This is a genomic window from Bradyrhizobium japonicum USDA 6, from assembly GCF_000284375.1.
Classification (GTDB): domain Bacteria; phylum Pseudomonadota; class Alphaproteobacteria; order Rhizobiales; family Xanthobacteraceae; genus Bradyrhizobium; species Bradyrhizobium japonicum.
The window spans coordinates 7,720,902-7,739,020 of record NC_017249.1 but is presented as its reverse complement, the minus strand read 5'-3'; the positions used below and the strand labels follow the sequence as shown (position 1 = coordinate 7,739,020).

Genomic DNA, 18,119 nt, shown 5'->3' with positions numbered 1-18,119 from the left:
GCTGGAAATGAGATTTACCGTCAAGGCAAAGCTTGCCATTGCATTCGGTGTGGTCCTGTTGCTGTCGGTGGCTGCGGGCGGCCTCGCTTATGTGAAGCTGACCGAGATGATCGACACCGCCGACAGCCTGGTATCGCGCGCCGGCCGCATGGACCGTGCCGCGGAAATCGAAAAGGGAATTCTGTCCCAGGTTCGGGCCGAAAAGAACGTGCTTCTCGCGCCGGATAGCGAGGCCGACCGCTTCATCGCCGAGATCGCCAAGCAACGTGAGACGCTGCTGAAGCTGAAAGAAGAGATCCATGGGCAGGCTTCTGTCGAGGGCAAGAAGCTGATCGAGAATTTCGGCGCCGCCTACGTCCGGATGAATGCCATTCAGGACGACGTTCTCAAGACCGCCAGGACCGACAGGACGAAGGCCGTCGAGCTCTCGTCGATTGAGGCTCGCAAGGCGGTCGGCGAGGCGATGGAAGCCGCCAGCGTCTACGTAACCAACGTCAAGAAGAACATGGCCGCTCAGGCGGCTCAGGCTCACGAGGACGGCAACCGCGCTCAGTTCCTGCTGATCTCGGCCGTGTTGGCTTCGCTCGCGATCGGCCTGACCGCCGCGATCTGGATTTCCCTCAGCATTGCGCGTGGCCTCAGCCGCGCCGTCGGCCTTGCCGGCGCGGTGGCGAGCGGCGACCTCAGCCAGACGATCAACGTCTCCAGCAACGACGAGATCGGCGATCTCGTCAAATCGCTCAACATGATGGTCGAGAAGCTTCGGCAGGTCGTCGAGGAGGCTCTCACCGCTGCAAACAACGTCTCCGCCGGCAGCCAGGAGCTCTCCGCCAGCGCCGAGCAGCTCTCGCAGGGCGCGACCGAGCAGGCCTCGTCGGCCGAGGAAGCCTCGTCCTCGATGGAAGAGATGGCCTCGAACGTGAAGCAGAATGCCGACAACGCCAACCAGACCGAGAAGATCGCCGCGCAGTCGGCCAAGGACGCGGAAGCCAGCGGCGTTGCCGTGGGACGCGCCGTCAACGCGATGCAGACCATCGCCGAGAAGATCACGATCGTTCAGGAGATCGCGCGCCAGACGGACCTGCTTGCCCTCAACGCGGCGGTCGAGGCCGCTCGCGCCGGTGAGCACGGCAAGGGCTTTGCGGTGGTCGCATCCGAAGTCCGCAAGCTCGCCGAACGCAGCCAGGCGGCGGCGGCCGACATCGGCACGCTGTCGACGGAAACCGTGAAGGTCGCGCGGGAAGCCGGCGACATGCTGTCCAAGCTCGTGCCCGACATCAAGAAGACCGCCGAGCTGGTCCAGGAGATCACGGCGGCCTGCCGCGAGCAGGACGTCGGCTCGGCCCAGATCAACCAGGCGATCCAGCAGCTCGACAAGGTCGGCCAGCAGAACGCCAGCGCCTCCGAACAGGTGTCCTCGACCTCCGAGGAGCTCGCCTCGCAGGCCGAGCAGCTTCAGTCGACGATCTCGTTCTTCCGCATCGAGCATGCCGGCCGCGGCGAGGCTGCCGCGCCGGCGCCGATCGACCGTGCGGTCACCCAGCTCCGCGCCAAGGCCGCGCACATGGCGGCAGCCGACCGCGGCGTCAAGAAGCCCGCGCCCGCCCGCAAGCCGGCGCGCGCGCTGAAGGTCGCCAACGGCGGCGGCTTCGCCTTCGACATGCATGACGGCGAAGACGACCGCGACGCCGAGTTTCAGCGCTGACCGCAACTTGAAAACAATCTGACTCTGGACCGCACCATGGCCGCAACCTCGCAATATCTGACGCTCGGGCTCGCCGGCGAGACGTTCGGCATCTCGATCCGCAATGTGCGGGAAATTCTCGACATGCGGCCGATCTCACGGCTGCCGCATGCGCCGAATTTCCTGCTCGGCATGATCGACGTGCGCGGCAGCGGCTATCCCATCGTCGATCTCCGCACCAAGCTCGGCCTGCCGGCCGTGGAAGCGACTGAAGCGACCCGCATCATCATCCTCGACGTGCCGATGAAGGATCGCCTGGTCGGCGTCGGCTTCGTTGCCGATTGCGTGTTCGAGGTCACCGATATCGACGAGGAGGCGATCGAGCCGATCCCCGAGGTCGGCGGCAAATGGCAGTCCGACTATGCCGCCGGCATCGGCCGCAAGGGCGAGAAATTCGTCGTCATCTTCGATCTCGCCAAGCTGATGGCGAACGACGAGATCCCGGAAGGGCGCGATACCTCTCGCGCCGCCTGAATTTGCAAGCGTGAAGCGTGGTCAAGCGTAAGCACCCCAATTCGAACCAACGAGACTGACATGAGATTCACCGTCAAAGCCAAGCTTGCCAGCGCCTTCGGCATCGTCATCCTGCTGTCCATGATCGCCGGCGCGGTCGGCTACATGAAGCTGGCGGACATGGTCGGCACCACCGAGCTTCTCGTCAGCCGTGCGGGCCGGATGGAAAAGGCCGCGGAGCTGAAGGAAGGCGTCCTGTTCCTCGTGCGCGCGGAGAAGAACTCGATTCTCGCAGCGTCCGATGCGGAGCACGAGCAGTTCCAGGCCGACCTCATCAAGAACCGCGATGCGATCACCAAGTCGAAGGACGAGATCTACGCGGCCGCCAGCGAAAGCGGCAAGAAGCTGATGGAGAATTTCAACGTCGCCTTCGCCAGGCTCAACGCCTATCAGGACGAGACGGTCCGGCTTGCGAAGACCGACAAGCCGAAGGCGCTGGACCGCTCCATGCATGACGGCCGCAAGGTCGTCGCGGACGCGATCGAAGCGGCCGACGGTTACATCAAGAACGTCAAGAAGAACATGGCTGAGCAGGCCGAGCAGTCCAAGCAGGACGGTGCGCGCGCCGAGATGCTGCTGATGAGCCTGGTCATTGCCTCGCTGCTGATCGCCGCGGTCGCGGCGACCTGGATTGCGCTGAACATCAGCCGTGCGCTGGCGCAGGCGGTGGGCCTCGCGGATGCGGTGGCCATCGGCGATCTCAGCCACAAGATCGAGTCCTCCAGCGATGACGAGATCGGAGATCTCATCAAGTCGCTGAACGCGATGACGGTCAACCTCAACGCGACGGCGGCGCTCGCCAACCAGATCGCGCAGGGCGATCTCATGGTCGAGGCCAAGCCGCTGTCGGACAAGGATACGCTCGGCCTCGCGCTCGAGCGCATGGTGGAGAAACTCCGCCAGATCGTGTCGGAAGCCCTGACCGCGGCGCAGAACGTCTCCGCCGGCAGCCAGGAACTGTCCGCCAGCGCCGAGCAGCTCTCGCAGGGCGCGACCGAGCAGGCCTCGTCGGCCGAGGAAGCCTCGTCCTCGATGGAGGAGATGGCCTCGAATGTGAAGCAGAACGCCGACAACGCCAACCAGACCGAGAAGATCGCGGCGCAGTCGGCCAAGGACGCCGAGGCCAGCGGTGCCGCGGTCGGCCGCGCCGTCAACGCGATGCAGACCATCGCCGAGAAGATCACGATCGTGCAGGAGATCGCGCGCCAGACCGACCTGCTCGCGCTCAACGCCGCGGTCGAGGCCGCGCGCGCCGGCGAGCACGGCAAGGGCTTTGCGGTGGTCGCCTCCGAAGTACGCAAGCTTGCTGAACGCAGCCAGGCGGCCGCGGCCGAGATCGGCACGCTGTCGACTGAAACCGTCAAGGTTGCACAGGAGGCCGGCAATATGCTTTCGAAGCTCGTCCCCGACATCAAGAGGACGGCGGAGCTCGTCGAGGAAATCACCGCCGCCTGCCGCGAGCAGGACGTCGGCTCGGCCCAGATCAACCAGGCGATCCAGCAGCTCGACAAGGTCGGTCAGCAGAACGCCAGCGCTTCCGAACAGGTCTCCTCGACCTCGGAGGAGCTCGCCTCGCAGGCCGAGCAGCTTCAGTCGACGATCGCCTATTTCCGCATCGAGCAGGGACGCAGCCAGGCCGCCGCGCCGATCGACCGCGCGGTTACCCAGCTCCGCGCCAAGGCGGCGACAATGGCGGCCGTCGAGCGTCCGGCCAAGAAGCCGCAGGCGAGGCCGGCGCGCGCGGTGAAGGCGGCCGGTGGCGGCGGCTTCGCCTTCGACATGAACGACGGCGAGGACGATCGGGACGCCGATTTCCAGCGCTGAGAGCCGTCAAGAGGTCGGCCCATCCTTCGCCGGTGGGCCGATCCGCCGTCAGTGATCGTGTAAAGGCGTGGGATTCAAGATGGCCCGTTCGGCCCGACATTCAATGCAGGCGGCCATCGCGGATCGGGGCATTCAGCCATGATGCCTGCCGTGCAGGATACGGTCGTCCATCTGTCCGACCGCCACTTCCGGACCATCGCCGAACTGATCGAGGGCCAGGTCGGCATCAAGCTGCCGCAGGGCAAGCGGCTGATGCTTGAGGGACGGCTGCACAAGCGTGTGCGCGCGCTGAACTTCTCAGACCTCAACGAGTATGTCGACAACCTGTTCGAGGCGGATCATTTCGACACCGAGCTGACCCATCTCATCGATGTGGTGACGACCAACAAGACCGACTTCTTTCGGGAGCCCCAGCACTTCACCTTCATGAGGGACGTCGCGATCCCGGCCCTGCTTAAGTCGCACGGTCGGAAAAACGCGAACCTGAAGATCTGGAGCTCGGCGAGCTCTACCGGCATGGAAGCCTACACCACCGCCATGGTGCTGGACGACATGACGCGGAACGGATCGCGGTTTCAGTACCGCATCCTCGGGACCGACATCTCGACCGCGGTGCTGCGCCTTGCGAAGGCTGCGATCTACACCCGCGACGTGCTCGCCCCGGTGCCGGAGCCCTTCGTGAAGCGTTATTTCCTGTCGTCGCGAGACAAGTCGCGCGGCGAGGTGCGGGTGGTGCCGGAATTGCGGCGCATGACGCATTTCATGAGGATGAACCTCATGGATAAGTCCTATCCCGTCGACCGGGACGTCGACATCATCTTCTGCCGCAACGTCCTGATCTATTTCGAGCGTGAGACCCAGCGCAAGGTGATCGAGCAATTGTGCAGTCATTTGCGGCCCGGCGGCTATCTCCTGGTCGGTCATTCGGAATCGATGATTCACAGTGCAGTGCCGGGTCTGAAGCAAGTTCAGCCAACCATTTTCAAGGTCTAGCCGGAGCGCAACCAGGATGCCGAGGGAGAAAGTTCGCGTACTGATCGTGGACGATTCGGCGTCGGTGCGCCAAATCCTGCAAACGATCCTCAACGACGATCCTGACATCGAGGTGATGGGGGCTGCCTCCGATCCGTTCGCGGCGGCGCGCCGGCTGCAGAACGAAATCCCCGATGTCATGATCCTCGACCTGGAAATGCCGCGCATGGACGGCATGACCTTCCTGCGCAAGATCATGGCGCAGCGCCCGATCCCGGTGATCATCTGCTCCTCGCTCACCGAGGAAGGTTCCAACGTGATGTTCGAGGCGTTCGAGGCGGGCGCGGTCGACATCGTGCCGAAGCCGAAGATCGACACCCGGCAGGCGCTGCTCGAATGCTCGACGCGGCTGCGCGAGGCCGTGAAATCGGCAGCGCGCGCGCGGGTGCGCCCGCGGGCGGAGCGCCGTACGATCGAGAGGAAGCTGACCGCCGACGCCATCATCCCGCCGCCGGTGCAGGGCAAGGTCCGGCCGACCACTGAGCGCATCGTGTGCATCGGCGCATCGACCGGCGGCACCGAAGCGCTCAACGACGTCCTCGAGATGCTGCCGCCGCACTGTCCTCCCATTGTCATCGTCCAGCACATGCCGGCAGGGTTCACCGCGGCCTTCGCCAGGCGTCTCGACAGCGTCTGCCAGGTCCGCGTCAAGGAAGCCGAGGACGGCGAGCCGGTGCTGCCGGGCTGCGCCTATATCGCGCCGGGCGCCCGCCACATGCTGCTCCAGCGCATCGGCCTGCGCTACCAGATCGCGATCAAGGACGGCCCGCCGGTGTCGCGGCATCGCCCCTCGGTCGACGTGCTGTTTCGCTCCGCGGCCCAGCATGCCGGCGCCAACGCGCTCGGCGTGATCATGACGGGCATGGGCGACGACGGCGCGCGCGGCATGCTGGAGATGCGCAAGCTCGGCGCCTCGACACGCGCGCAGAACGAGGAGAGCTGCGTGGTGTTCGGCATGCCCAAGGAAGCGATCGCGCATGGCGGTGTCGAGAAGGTCGTCTCGCTGCATCATATCCCGCGCGAGATCATGCTCTGGTATCAGGCCGGACACGTTGCGGTGGCAGGTTGATTGCGATGTCCGCCATTCCGGCCAACACGCTCACCGAGGCGAAAGCTGCGATCGAGGATGTCTCGTCGCGGATCGAGGACGTCTTCGCACGCGTCGGTCACGAGCTCGGTCGCGGTCACCTCATCTTCAAGGAGCTGAACCAGGGCCTCGCGACGCTCTCGGAGGAACTCTCCGGCGCCGAGATCGAGGGCGCCGCCACCGCGCTACAGGAGATCGCCGCGCGGCTCAGCGAGCTGGCAGAGGCGCTGCCGGCCGAGAGCGCGCTGCTTGCAACCATAGGCACGAGCACGGCGGAGGCGTCCGCGCTGCTCAAGCCGCTGTTCAAGCACATCCAGATGATCACCATCATCGCGCGCAGCGCGCGGATCGAGGCGGCTTCGCTCGATGGCGACCGCGAGGGCTTTCTCGCCTTCACGCAGGAAGCCTACGATCTCGGCAAGGCGGTACAAGGTTCGATCGAGGGCTGCGCGCGGGACCAGCAGCGCCTGTCGGAAGCCGTTGCGACCGCGTCCGGCCGGCAGAGGGAATTCGAGAGCCGTTACCGGAATCAATTGGTGTCGGAGAGCGCCGAGCTCGGCGCAGCCTATTCCGGATTGCGCGGCCAGCGCCGCGACAGCAGCCAGCTCGCCGACCTCGCGAGCACCAGCACTGGGAAGATCGCCGAGGCGGTCGGCGGCGCGATCATTTCCTTGCAGGCCGGCGACAGCACGCGCCAGCGCCTCGAACATGTCTGTCATGGCCTCGGCCAGGCGTCGGAAGCTGCGCTGGGCCTCGTTCCCGAACGGGGCGCGAGCGAGGACGGCGCGCGCACGATCTGCCAGTTGCAGGCGGCCTTGCTCAGGGACGCCCAGCGCGAATTCGGCGGCGACATCGGCCAGATCGTTCGCGCGCTCAGCGCTATCCTGCACGATGCTGGCAGTGTCGTCGGCCATGGCCGCACGCTGTTCGGCGGCGAGGATGGCGGCCCGTCATCGTTCCTCGCCCGCATCAAGCAGGCACTGGCACATGCCTCGACCCTGATCGCCACCTGCGAGAGCGCCGGCCGCTCGGTCGACGAGGCGCTCGCCATCGTCGAGGACACGCTGGCAAAGTTTCGCCAGGCCATCGCCGGGCTCGCCGAGGCGACCGTCGACATCACCCTGATCGGAATGAATGCCGGCCTGAAGGCAAGCCATCTGGGCAGCCGCGGCAGCGCTTTCGTCGTGATCGCCAACGAGCTCAAGGCGACCGCCGACCAGGTTTCGGCGGGCGCGGGGCGCTTGCGGCCCGTGCTCGACGGTATCGAGCGCTCTGCGAACGAGCTGAAGGAGCTCCGTGTGCGGGGCGATCCCGCGCAGCTCGCCAAGTTCGAGCCGCAGATCCTCCAGGCGCTGCGCGAGGTCGAGGTCGGCAACGAACGGCTCGGCAAGCTGATGAGCCGGCTCGTCGATGAAGGCGCGGAATTCGAGGGCCTGATGAATTCGGCGCAAGGTCTGATGAGCTCGCTAGGCGAGAGCTCCGCGGCCTTGCCTGCGGTTGCCGCGCGCCTCGAGACCGCGAGCGCGGGCGCGCAGCGGCCGCGGCCGGAGGCGCAGGATCAGGCGATGCTCGACGATCTCTTCGCGCGCTACACGATGGAGTGCGAGCGGGACGTTCACCGGGAATTCCTGCAAACGCTTGGCCTTGCGTCGATCGCCGCCACGCGCCGCGTCGAAGCGGTCGAGACCGCGGACGACGGCATAGAGTTGTTCTGATGTTCGCCGCCGGCGTCGCGCGTCGGCGGCAATTCGACGGATTGGGTTTTCGGAGCGTTAACCTTGCCCGAAGGGCCGGCCGTTAGGTCATTGTCGCGCCCCAGAGTTGGTCGCAAATACAGGGCGATCTTCACCTCGGAAAATTCGCCATGCTGAGAGACGGTAAATACGCTGCCTGGTTCAGGACCTCACGAGGTCAGGGCACCGGCATCGTGGATCTGGCCGAGGGCCGGATCTCGGGCCGCGACAGCTTCTTTACTTATGGTGGCTCGTACCGGGTCGATGAGCAGCACTTCTCGGCCGTCCTGACCGTGAACCGGCATGCTGACGGTCCGCTGAGCGTGTTTGGGCCTGACGAGGTCGAGGTCAAACTCTCGGGTGTGTGCAACGGCCTGGTGGCGAGCTGTTCGGGAACGGCCAAGGAGGCACCCGACGTGAAGTTCGAGGCGACGCTGATCTACAGCCAGGAAGATGCGCCGGCAGCCGACGCCAAATGCGCGGTCGTGAAGCTCAACGCCGACAAGCTGCCCAAGGGCCTCGACAACCGTTCCCGGCCGCGTCATCCGTTCACGCCGCCCAAGGCGCCTGTATCGTAGGGCGCGGGGTTTTAGCTTTGCATTGACGCTGTTGTCGCGAAAACACGGCGCGACCGGACTGCGGCAACACTAGTTTTAGAGGCAAAATCTAGGTTGAGGCCCATAACAAAAGGCGGACAGGGACATGCCTCAGATCTGGATGACATATGACGAACTCGCGACCCTCAACGGCTGCAGCGCTGACGAGGCCAGGATGCAGGCGATGCATCTGTCGCTCGATCGCCGCAAGAGCCGCGACGGGAACACCCGCGTCAAGCTGAACCTCGCCTTGATGGCCCGATTCTTCGAGACCGTTCGCGAAGCCGAATTCGACCTCGATGACGCGATCACTGCGCTGCGCGATGCCCATCGCCAGATGTCCGGGGTTCTTTCGGCCAATCAGCCGAGCCTGCGGCGCGGAGTGGCGTAAGTTCGCGGCGCCGGCGGCCGCCTCAGGACGGCGGCCTCGGCAGGAAAGCCAGGATGGTCTGGGCCAGAAGGACGCCGACGGTGCCGCCGGCGGCCTTTTGCAGCACATCGATGAATCGTGGATCACGATCCGGCGTTACCGCCTGCAAGACCTCTAGCCCGACTGCGACGGCGATCACGAACGCGCAAGCCAGCTTGACGCGTCCCGGTAGCAGGAAGGACAGCAGGAAGCCCAACAGACCGTAGGCGCTGAAGCGCTCAATCACGACGACCCAGTAGGCCTCCGCGTGGCCCATGAGTGCCGGCCGGCCCGCGAGCTTGGCCAGCGTCGCATAGACGATGAGCACGAGACAGATAACCGCGGCTGCGATGAGATGATTGCGGCGCATTGCGCCAACATAGCCGGTCGACCGGCTGGCCGCTTTCGAAAGCCAAGAACATCGTTAAGGTTCACAAACCCTCGAGGGCATGAACCAAGGTTCACGGGCGAACTGCGGAGCCGTGGCTACGGCCCATTCCGCATGCATTCAGTTGACGTCAGCCGCGGCGGTGCTGTTGCGATGTCACGCGGACGGCGCTGAGTTGGCGAGGGCAGGCATTCATCTGCCAGTTCTTCGGCCTGGTGACCCAAAGCCGGACTGCCAAGAACAGGATGTTGATGCCGAACCAGATCGACATCACGATAAGGAAAGAGCTTGCCATGACGGCTCGGCCTCCCGCTTTTCTTTCGAAAGCAATGCGGAGCGCGGCTGAGAGTTCCGTCTTCAAGGGAACGGGCAGGCGATCGTCCCTGCCCAAATTCTCGTCACCGACAAGCCAAGCCCCCGGTCAGACCTGTAGCTACGTGCCTGACCGCATGGCCAAGCCGTTCGCAGGGACCGACGTTCAACGCCGATTGTAGGACCAGCCCTTGTCGACATTGGTCGGGTAGTGGGCTGCGAAGTACGGATTCTTGAGGCAGTTGCGCGCGGGATCGAAAATCCAGTCGGCGCATTCCCGGTAATTCAGGAATCGGCAGTCGAAACCGAAGGCGCACCACGGCGCGCCGTTTGGAAATCCGAACCCCACGGGGACTTGCGCCGACGCTACTGAGGGCAGAGCCAGGAGCAGAGCTACGGCGAGCGCGCGGGACAACATGGTGCATTCCTCCAACAATCTATCAAACTGAGACCGAAGCCGGCCCGGCGACCGTTCTGCGCCGAAAAGGGACGATGTTCAATCTTCATCGTTGGACAGTGTAACATCCGGGCACGGAGAGATCGAGAGCGCTGAAAGCGATCGGCCCATGTCGATTGGCGGCTGCCATTGATCGATTGATGAGGCGGACGCACCCGTCCATGACGTGTCGCGCGCGGCCGACGCTAGCCCTTCTTGGTGCCCTTGGATTTGAGCGACAGGCCGAGGCGCAAGGCCATACGCTTGATCGCATCGGGCGAGCGCCCGAGAAGTTTTGCTGCCTCTTCCAGCGAAGTCGAAGACTTGGCCAATTCCATCAGCCGGCGGTCTTCCTTGAACGACCAGGGCCTGCGCGCCATAACCGAAATCATCCTCTCGTCGACACAAAGACAAAGCCGCCAAGCGGACCCACGTTCGCTCGACGGCTTTGCTTGGGTGGGGCCGGGCCTGGGGGAGCCCGGTGCGAAGATGGATATGCGATCCGCTAAGGTTCGCAACAAACAACGCGGATTAAGCTAACTGCTCAACCTTACCGCGATGAAATCGGCGCGTTGTGCTCCGTATAACCACGGAGTTTCGCTAACCAAGATCGATCTGCACGCTGTGATGGTGGGATCGCGGATGTACTGGCACCACGTCCGGTTGTCGGAGAACCGGCGCCCGGTCTTCGCAAGTCCGCGCTCTAAATCCTCGCGGGGGCGCCAGCCGATAGTCGAGACCCGACTCCGCGTCTCGACGCTGCGGCAAGACTCGGAAGCTCCGCCAATCCGCGCGGACTGTTCTGATGAGCATGGAAGAAGTGCCGATCCCCGAGCCGTCGTCGCGCAGCCGTCGAAACAGCGACCGGTCCTTCGACGTGGTGGCGATGAAGATGTTGCTGATGCCGGCGAGCGTCAGGATGGACGCAGGCACGGGATCATCGACTTGCCGAAGAAAGGCGCGAGTTAGACGCCCGCGTTGGAGATTGAGGAGAGCAGGGGAACCCGTTCCCTGCGCCCTCAATGTCCTCCAAGCTCGGGCCGGCAGCGTTCCCTCGATAATGGATGGCACGGCGCTGCGGCGTCAGAACTTGTGCGCGATTGGAAATCAAATGCTTCGGGATCGCGACATGATTTGTTTTGAAATCACGACGCAGATTCGAGCGATCAACTTGAATTGAATCGGCGCCGGTTGGTCGCAACGGCTTCGAACGAGAAAAAATCCAATCGCGATGCATGCGGCAGCAATCCCGACGAGCAGTATTGCGCTTCTCTCGGTTGAGTCGTCACGAGATCGTCGAATTCGTTCGGCTATGGTGCGCGCGCACGAACAAATCAAAATCAACAAAATCAAGAAGACCGAGATGCTTCAAAAGGCGCGAGCGGCACTTCCTCTCACCAAGCTCAGAGAGCGGGCGTTTGAAGGCGCGTTTTTCAGCGTTGCGCTGATCGCGATGGCGGGCTGGGTGTATTTCATCACGCTGCTGCTGGTGCGATTGTTCCTCTGGTTCTTCGGCTGACGCACCAGCCCGATCACTTCGCATGCAGGGTGCTGCTCAAAAATCCCTAGCATGACGAGAAAATCAGCGGCGGTGATCATGATCTCGACACAACTCGAGGATGAGACTGCCAGTATCACTGGAACGAATTGCGAATGATGCTGCTCGCGATCCTGGTCTCGCTCCTCGCTGGCTTTGGTGCAGGCTATGCGACGCGCGCGCTGCGGCCTCGCGAGCGCGCGGAGCGTCATCCGTTCCACCGTCCCTACAGTCCCACCGCGTTCCGGCAGAACAGTTCATTGGCGAGGGCACGGCGTGCATTCTGAGGATTTACAACCGGCGTGCGGTTCTCGCGTTGCGGCTCGCATGGTGGCGGAGGGAGTGAATCATGACGGGATTTCGGGGAGACGCCATGACGAGCCCGACGTACAACGCGCCACGGCGGTATTTCGTCGATGGGGGAGGTCGCCGCGTCCTGATCGGCTTGACGCCCGAGGAGACGTTCGAGTTCGAGCGGCTCGACAGCGAGCAGGCGCAGGTCGCGCCCGATGCCGGCGAGCGGCGCAGGCTCGAGCTCTATGAGAAGCACGAGGGGGCCTGGAGGGCCTGGATGGCGCAAAGCCGCACCGAGCGGCGCGAAGGATTCAACCTTTATTAACCATCGCAGGCCCATTTTCTGGTCTGGCGCCTCGAACCGGAAAATGCACGCATGTTTCAGCTCTTCCTGCGGGCCCGCACCCATAACTTCCTGAAAGACCGCTTCGGCGGTGAGCAGGTGTTCCGCGCGCGCTCGCCCGAGCGCGACGCCGCAACCGATCGCACCCGCATCGAAGCCATCATGATTGCGATCGATGACGCCCTGCATGCGGCGGAGCGCGAGCAGTCGGGTCTCAACCGCCGGGTCGAGGACGTGCTGGCGCGCGCCGCCGTGACGATCGGCAACGGAGACGACGAATATCTCGAGCGCGAGGCGCTCGACAATCACCACCAGGACCTGTTCGACAAGGAAATCCTGAACGGCCAGCGCCGGCTCAAGGAGCTCGGCGCCTCGATCGCCCATTTCAAGTTCCTGAAGGCGGCGATGCTGAGCCGTTTCCCGGACTACAGGCCTCCGGCGAGCCCCACCAACTGACGCCTGGTACGGCGCGCGAGCGAGGCCGCTAGATCGCGAGCATGCTGTTGCCCTGAATGGACAGCAGCGTCAGGTTTCCGGTGGCATAGGCCCCGGTATCGATGTTGGCCCGGTTCTCGAGCAGCTCGGCCTGCTTCACCGGCGTGTGGCCGTGCACGACGTATTTGCCGAAGCGCCTGTTGCTTTGCAGGAACTCGTCCCTGATCCACAACAGGTCCTGCTCGCGCTGCTCGGAGAGCGGAATTCCCGGACGCACCCCTGCATGGACGAAGAAGAAGTCGCCGCATGTGAAGGTCGGCCGCAACTGGCGCAGGAACGCGATGTGCTCCGGCGGCATCACGGATGTGAGCTCGCGCACCAGATCGGGCAACTCGTCCTTGCCAATGCCGGGTGCGGCCGACACGCCGTACGACATCAGGGTCTGGAGCCCGCCGAACTGAAACCATTCTGCGGCGCGGGCGGGATCTTCCAGCACCGAGGTGAAATAGGCCTCGTGATTGCCCTTGAGAAAGACGGTGTTGCGGCGGCGGCTGCGGTTGATCAGGAGATCGAGGGTATGGCGCGAGTCGGGTCCGCGATCGATGTAATCACCGAGGAAGACCTCGATCGCGCGATACGGCCGGCTGTTGGCCATGTCCGCATCGATCACGGCGAACATCTGCTCGAGCAGATGCGCGCAGCCGTGGATATCGCTGATCGCATAGATGCGCACGCCGTTCGGTAGCTTCGGCCGGGGCGAATTTCGGGGCGCAATCATGGACATGGGGTGCAACTCTTTCAGAGAGCTTCGCCCGAGATGTCAATATGCTATCGGCGAATTTGGGTGCCCGAACAGGTTTTTTTCCACCCCCGCCGGCAAGCCTGCGCCCGCCCGATCATTCACCAGCGCTGCGAATCACCCGTCCCCAAGCTTGCGCGAGGCTGGCCGAGTTGCCGCTGTCGAACGATGGTGCGGCCTTGCCACGATAGGAGGCCGCTCGCGCGCGGACCAGAACCGCGCCGCAGATATAGCCAAGCTGGAGCACCGACGCGAAGACGAGGATCGTCACAACGATGTGAGCTGAATCATGTCCCTGCCAGGCGGAGCCCACACCGAGGATCGTGGCGCCGAGAACGATGGCGGGCGGCAGGATGAAGATCCGGAATCGGCCTCCCAGCAACGATCCGATCAGCAGACTGAAAATGGCAACCGTACTCACGACGCAACTCCTCGAATTGGTCACGAGTGTTAATGGCCGCGGCCTAATAACGGCTTAAGCGGCATGGTTGAACAGCCGTTCAAATGCGCGCGACAATGCTGTGCGAAAATGACGCGATTTGGTGCGAAACGCGGCGTGATGCCCGCTTAATTGTCACGTGTGTGACAGTAGTTTGAGCATTGCTTTGGTGCGACGCTGCATTGCATGAAAATCGATTTGATTTTTTCGGTGCAGTGCCGCAATGTCGCTTTGTTTAGTTAAGATATACTCCGGCGCACGTCGAAAAAATTAGATCGATTTGCTCGCAATTCTGATTGCGAGAGGTGACGAGGCAGCGAGGTTCGGATGGCTGTAGCAACTTACGGTTCGGAAAATTATTATTCGGTTATCTCGAACCGACGCGGTGCCCTCCAAAGACCCCTGCAAGTGGCTTTGATCGCCGGAGACTTCGTCGCCGTGCTGCTCAGCTATTTTGCGGCAAGCGGCCTGTATCGCGTGCTCGTGATCGAGCAGGACTCATCTGTCGGAGCAGGTCTGGTCGTCGGCGCGGTGTTCGTGACGATCGCTTACTTCCAGGGCGTCTACGATCACCATCGTCTGATGAACACGGTCTGGCAGCTGCGCAAGGCGCTGGTGGTCTGGCTGATCTCGCTGACCATTCTCGCCGTCGAGGCGTTCCTGCTCAAATCGTCCGCGGACCTGTCGCGCGGAACCACGCTGCTGTTCGCGGCCACCGGCGGCGTCGCCCTGGGCGGTCTGCGCGTACTGTGGCGTCTCGCGCTGACCTCGAGCTACGCCAAGGGCCGCCTGGTGGACCGCAAGGTCGTGCTGCTCAGCCTCAAGCCTCTCGATTTCACCTCGACCCGGTTCAAGGATCTGCGCAAGCACGGCTTCAACGTCGTGCGGCATTTCGTGCTCGATCCGTCGGAGGAAGGCGCGGGCTGGGATAGTGAGATTCGCGACATCACCCGTCAGGCGCGCACGGCGGATGTGGAAGAATATCTCCTGGTCATCGACTGGGACGAGATGCCGCTTCTCCAGAAGCTGAGCCAGCACCTGCGCGTTGTTCCCCAGCCGATCCGTCTTCTGCCGGATTTCCCGATCGCCGATCTGGTCTCGCGTCCGTTCCAGCCCGTCAGCGGCACGGTCGCGATCGAGATCCAGCGCGCGCCGCTCAGCGTGTTCGAGCAGGCGCAGAAGCGCTGCCTCGACATCGGCCTTGCCTCGTTCGCGCTGCTGTTGCTGGCGCCGCTGCTGATCACGGCTGCGATCATGATCAAGCTCGATTCCAAGGGCAATGTGATCTTCAAGCAGGCCCGGCGCGGCTTCAACGGCAAGCAATTCGATATCTGGAAGTTCCGCTCGATGACGGTGGCGGAGAACGGTCATGTCGTCACGCAGGCGACGAAGAGCGACGCGCGCGTGACCCGTGTCGGCCGCGTGCTGCGGCGGACCAGCATCGACGAGCTGCCGCAGCTCTGGAACGTTCTGCGCGGCGAGATGTCGCTGGTCGGGCCGCGCCCGCATGCGCTCGCGCACGACAATTACTACGACCCGATCATCAGCAACTACGTGTACCGGCATCACATGAAGCCGGGCCTGACCGGTTGGGCCCAGGTCAACGGCTTCCGCGGCGAGACGCCGACCATCGATCTGATGGAAAAGCGGGTCGAGTACGACATCTGGTACGTCAGCAATTGGAGCATCTGGCTCGACTTCAGAATCATCCTGAAGACCGCACTGGCGCTGATCCATCAGGAAGCCTACTGAGCCAGGCCGACGTCGGGCGCGCGTTGCCGCGCCCGACCCGCACGCCGCCCGTGCAGAGGGGAAACGGCCTGCATTTTGCAGCACCTGCATTTTGTAGCATGTGATTCGTTGCTGCCCCTTTGACGATTTGCCCCCCCGAAACGCCGAGCCTTGCAGATTGAGCCATCGCCTCGCCAAGTTCGTCGCCTTGCCGTTGCTCGTCAGCTGGGCGATCGCCGCCGCCTGTTCTCATGCGAACGCGTTGGAGTGGGGGGTCGGCGGACCGCCGCAAAAGCGCAGGGATCTCGCGCCGATCTTTCAGCTCATGAGGGAGCGCGGGCTCACGCAATACAGGACCGGTCTCAACCTGACGCAAGATGCCGAGCCGGGCGAAGCTGCGATGTTCCGGCAAACCATTGCGCTCGCCAGAAAATATTCGATCACGCTTCATCCTCTGATCAACTTCCCCTTCCGCTACGGTGACCGCACCGACAAGGGCCGGTACCCCAAGGGAGACCGGGACGCGCTCTACCGGCAGGGCTTCGATCGCACCTACGCGTTCGTCCGGCAATTCAAGGACGATGTGTCCGACTGGGAGCTGGAGAACGAGATCAACCTGTTCGCGGTCGATTCCGACGGGAAGAAGCTGTTCGGGCGCGGCATGACCGCGGCAGACTTCGAAATGCCGGTGATGGAAGACTGGGCCCAGGTGTTGCACGGCGCGTCCGATGCCATCGACCAGATCAACCGCGAGACCGGAAGTCATCTGCGCAAGGTGCTGAACACGACGTCGACGATGCTGGGCTTCCTCGACTTCATGGAGTCCCGCGGCGTGAAATACGACGTGATCTCCTACCACTATTACGAGGTGGCGGGGCAGAACCCGCATCGGCACTGGAATGGACGCAATCCGCCCTTCGACCTCTTCAAGAAGCTGGCGTCCTATCACCGCCCGGTGACGTTCAACGAGGTCAATTGCGCCGAGATCTACAAGCCAGCCTATGGAAATCGGCCCGGCGATCCCCTGACTGAGCAATGCCTCCGGTCGCTGCGGGACACCTTCCAATATCTGAAGAACCAGAAGGACGTCGAGATCGAGAGCGTGATGGTCTACGAGCTGTTCGACGAGCCGCAGAAGAAGCCGCCGGAGAACAGGTTCGGGCTGATGTACGAGATCGACAGGCCCAAGGTTGCGCTTTTCCTTCTTTCGGAATTTGCCGGCGGCCGCCTCTCGGCTGAAGAATCGACTGAGTTGAGAACCAGGGGACTGTAGCTTTCGGTCTCCGTGTGAAGAAAAGAAACTGCAATGCCTTTACCTGGATCTGAGCGCGTCAACACCGAGAAGTCGGGCAGCATCTTGGGCTTCAACGGGCTGCGCGGTCTCTCGGTGGTCCTGGTCTACCTCAATCACAAGTGCGGACTGCAGTTCTACTCGGGCAGCGTCGGCGTCTGGATCTTCTTCATCCTGAGCGGCTTCCTGATCATCGGCGAGCTCAACAGGCAGCGAGGCAAGGCCGAGACGGCCGCGTCCCGGCCCGCGGCGGAAATCGTCACCTTCTGGGTCAAGCGGGCGACGCGCATCTTTCCCGCATATTATGCGCTTCTAGCCATCCTGTTCCTGACCCGGTCCTATTTTCAGCACGCGGGGCCCGATCTCGGCTTCCGCTATCACGTCGTGTACCTGTCCAACTACTGGATCGGCAGCGTCATCGGCGGGACCGCCGGTCCGTTCGGCGTGCTCTGGACGCTCTCGGTCGAGCAGCAGTTCTACGTGATCGCGCCCTTCCTGTTCATCCTGCTTCCGCTGGAGCGCCATTTCGTCACCTGCATGAGCGTCGTCGCCCTCGGGTTGATCGGCCATTTCCTGATGTATTCATCGGGCTTCAATCACACCGCCATCCACACCTTGTCGCCCTGGAATTTCAGCCTGATCGCCTTCGGTGGCGCGATCACGATCCTGCATCTTCGCAGGCAGGGATGGGCCCCGAACGGCAACGGCATATTTGCCTGTCTCCTTATCGTCGCGTTCGCGCTGTGCTCGAACGGCGTGATCTACGAGGCCCCTTCGTATCTTTCCCCCGCGATCGACATTGCGATCGGGCTTTGCCTGGTCGCGCTGGTCTGGTGGGTACGCGCCAACCAGGACAGTGTCTTTGTCCAGGCGCTGGAATGGAAGCCGCTCAAGCATCTCGGGAAGATCAGCTACGGCTTCTATCTCGTCCACAACTTCATCCCGAACCCGCTCGGCAAGGCGCTGACGCTCTATGGCGGGATGTCGGTGCCCGACAGCGTCAAGATCACCGCGGGCGCAGCCATCGGTTTCGTGATCTCCTGCGCTGTCGCGCACATTTCCTGGAAGTACTTCGAATCGCCGATCCTGCGCAGCCGTCGCGGCCTGACCAAATTCTTCCTGCAATACCTGCCCGAAAATCCCTCGCAGGGCGTGCCGCGAACCGAGCTGAAATAG

Annotated in this window: 21 protein-coding genes; 15 read left to right on the top strand and 6 right to left on the bottom strand. The window is 63.2% G+C overall.

The features are described from left to right. Window positions 1-7 precede the first annotated feature (7 nt). The 8 genes from BJ6T_RS36110 (at window position 8) to BJ6T_RS47670 (ending at window position 8,920) form a co-directional block, all read left to right on the top strand. Window positions 8-1,705, top strand: coding sequence for a methyl-accepting chemotaxis protein (locus BJ6T_RS36110; RefSeq protein WP_014497539.1), 1,698 nt, complete (start codon window positions 8-10; stop codon window positions 1,703-1,705). Between the two features lie 36 nt (window positions 1,706-1,741). Beyond that, window positions 1,742-2,218 (top strand): chemotaxis protein CheW, encoded by a 477-nt coding sequence (locus BJ6T_RS36105; protein WP_014497538.1) that lies wholly within the window; start codon window positions 1,742-1,744, stop codon window positions 2,216-2,218. A gap of 60 nt (window positions 2,219-2,278) precedes the next feature. Further along, window positions 2,279-4,081, top strand: a complete 1,803-nt coding sequence (locus BJ6T_RS36100; RefSeq protein ID WP_014497537.1) for a methyl-accepting chemotaxis protein — start codon at window positions 2,279-2,281, stop codon at window positions 4,079-4,081. 138 nt (window positions 4,082-4,219) lie between these two features. Then, window positions 4,220-5,074, top strand: a complete 855-nt coding sequence (locus BJ6T_RS36095) for a CheR family methyltransferase (RefSeq protein ID WP_014497536.1) — start codon at window positions 4,220-4,222, stop codon at window positions 5,072-5,074. A gap of 16 nt (window positions 5,075-5,090) precedes the next feature. After that, entirely contained in the window at window positions 5,091-6,182 is a 1,092-nt protein-coding gene (locus BJ6T_RS36090) for a protein-glutamate methylesterase/protein-glutamine glutaminase (RefSeq protein WP_014497535.1), read from the top strand. A 5-nt stretch (window positions 6,183-6,187) separates the two neighbouring features. Continuing rightward, complete coding sequence (locus BJ6T_RS36085; RefSeq protein WP_014497534.1) at window positions 6,188-7,915, top strand: hypothetical protein; 1,728 nt, start codon at window positions 6,188-6,190, stop codon at window positions 7,913-7,915. Between the two features lie 149 nt (window positions 7,916-8,064). Beyond that, window positions 8,065-8,511, top strand: a complete 447-nt coding sequence (locus tag BJ6T_RS36080; protein WP_014497533.1) for a hypothetical protein — start codon at window positions 8,065-8,067, stop codon at window positions 8,509-8,511. A 124-nt stretch (window positions 8,512-8,635) separates the two neighbouring features. Next, window positions 8,636-8,920, top strand: a complete 285-nt coding sequence (locus BJ6T_RS47670; protein ID WP_014497532.1) for a hypothetical protein — start codon at window positions 8,636-8,638, stop codon at window positions 8,918-8,920. Between the two features lie 22 nt (window positions 8,921-8,942). Here BJ6T_RS47670 and BJ6T_RS36070 read toward each other — a convergent pair whose 3' ends face one another. From BJ6T_RS36070 to BJ6T_RS47660, 4 genes are all read right to left on the bottom strand, one after another. Next, window positions 8,943-9,308 carry a VanZ family protein gene (locus BJ6T_RS36070; RefSeq protein WP_014497531.1) on the bottom strand — a complete coding sequence of 122 codons (366 nt, stop codon included), beginning with the start codon at window positions 9,306-9,308 and terminating at the stop codon, window positions 8,943-8,945. 148 nt (window positions 9,309-9,456) lie between these two features. Continuing rightward, on the bottom strand, window positions 9,457-9,621 hold the full coding sequence (locus BJ6T_RS47665) for a hypothetical protein (protein WP_155256732.1): 165 nt from the start codon (window positions 9,619-9,621) through the stop codon (window positions 9,457-9,459). Between the two features lie 183 nt (window positions 9,622-9,804). After that, a complete protein-coding gene (locus BJ6T_RS36065) occupies window positions 9,805-10,056 on the bottom strand; it encodes a hypothetical protein (protein ID WP_014497530.1) in 252 nt (83 codons plus the stop codon). 224 nt (window positions 10,057-10,280) lie between these two features. Further along, entirely contained in the window at window positions 10,281-10,454 is a 174-nt protein-coding gene (locus BJ6T_RS47660) for a hypothetical protein (RefSeq protein ID WP_014497529.1), read from the bottom strand. A 425-nt stretch (window positions 10,455-10,879) separates the two neighbouring features. Here BJ6T_RS47660 and BJ6T_RS46270 point away from each other — a divergent pair, with 425 nt between their 5' ends. The 4 genes from BJ6T_RS46270 (at window position 10,880) to BJ6T_RS36050 (ending at window position 12,704) form a co-directional block, all read left to right on the top strand. Beyond that, window positions 10,880-11,254 carry a hypothetical protein gene (locus tag BJ6T_RS46270; RefSeq protein ID WP_038937177.1) on the top strand — a complete coding sequence of 125 codons (375 nt, stop codon included), beginning with the start codon at window positions 10,880-10,882 and terminating at the stop codon, window positions 11,252-11,254. 51 nt (window positions 11,255-11,305) lie between these two features. After that, window positions 11,306-11,593, top strand: coding sequence for a hypothetical protein (locus BJ6T_RS36060; RefSeq protein ID WP_144038021.1), 288 nt, complete (start codon window positions 11,306-11,308; stop codon window positions 11,591-11,593). Between the two features lie 391 nt (window positions 11,594-11,984). After that, window positions 11,985-12,230 carry a hypothetical protein gene (locus BJ6T_RS47655; protein WP_039146277.1) on the top strand — a complete coding sequence of 82 codons (246 nt, stop codon included), beginning with the start codon at window positions 11,985-11,987 and terminating at the stop codon, window positions 12,228-12,230. A gap of 51 nt (window positions 12,231-12,281) precedes the next feature. Beyond that, complete coding sequence (locus BJ6T_RS36050; protein ID WP_028170068.1) at window positions 12,282-12,704, top strand: hypothetical protein; 423 nt, start codon at window positions 12,282-12,284, stop codon at window positions 12,702-12,704. A gap of 28 nt (window positions 12,705-12,732) precedes the next feature. Here the strand turns inward: BJ6T_RS36050 and BJ6T_RS36045 are convergent, their stop codons facing one another. Beyond that, window positions 12,733-13,467 (bottom strand): metallophosphoesterase family protein, encoded by a 735-nt coding sequence (locus BJ6T_RS36045; RefSeq protein ID WP_014497526.1) that lies wholly within the window; start codon window positions 13,465-13,467, stop codon window positions 12,733-12,735. Window positions 13,468-13,579: 112 nt separating this feature from the next. Beyond that, window positions 13,580-13,903 carry a hypothetical protein gene (locus tag BJ6T_RS36040; protein ID WP_014497525.1) on the bottom strand — a complete coding sequence of 108 codons (324 nt, stop codon included), beginning with the start codon at window positions 13,901-13,903 and terminating at the stop codon, window positions 13,580-13,582. A gap of 345 nt (window positions 13,904-14,248) precedes the next feature. On the opposite strand from BJ6T_RS36040, the gene BJ6T_RS36035 reads away from it, so the two are divergent. The 3 genes from BJ6T_RS36035 (at window position 14,249) to BJ6T_RS36025 (ending at window position 18,119) form a co-directional block, all read left to right on the top strand. Further along, on the top strand, window positions 14,249-15,673 hold the full coding sequence (locus BJ6T_RS36035; RefSeq protein WP_014497524.1) for an undecaprenyl-phosphate glucose phosphotransferase: 1,425 nt from the start codon (window positions 14,249-14,251) through the stop codon (window positions 15,671-15,673). Between the two features lie 157 nt (window positions 15,674-15,830). After that, a complete protein-coding gene (locus BJ6T_RS36030; protein WP_014497523.1) occupies window positions 15,831-16,925 on the top strand; it encodes a glycoside hydrolase family protein in 1,095 nt (364 codons plus the stop codon). Between the two features lie 33 nt (window positions 16,926-16,958). After that, window positions 16,959-18,119 (top strand): acyltransferase family protein, encoded by a 1,161-nt coding sequence (locus BJ6T_RS36025; protein ID WP_014497522.1) that lies wholly within the window; start codon window positions 16,959-16,961, stop codon window positions 18,117-18,119.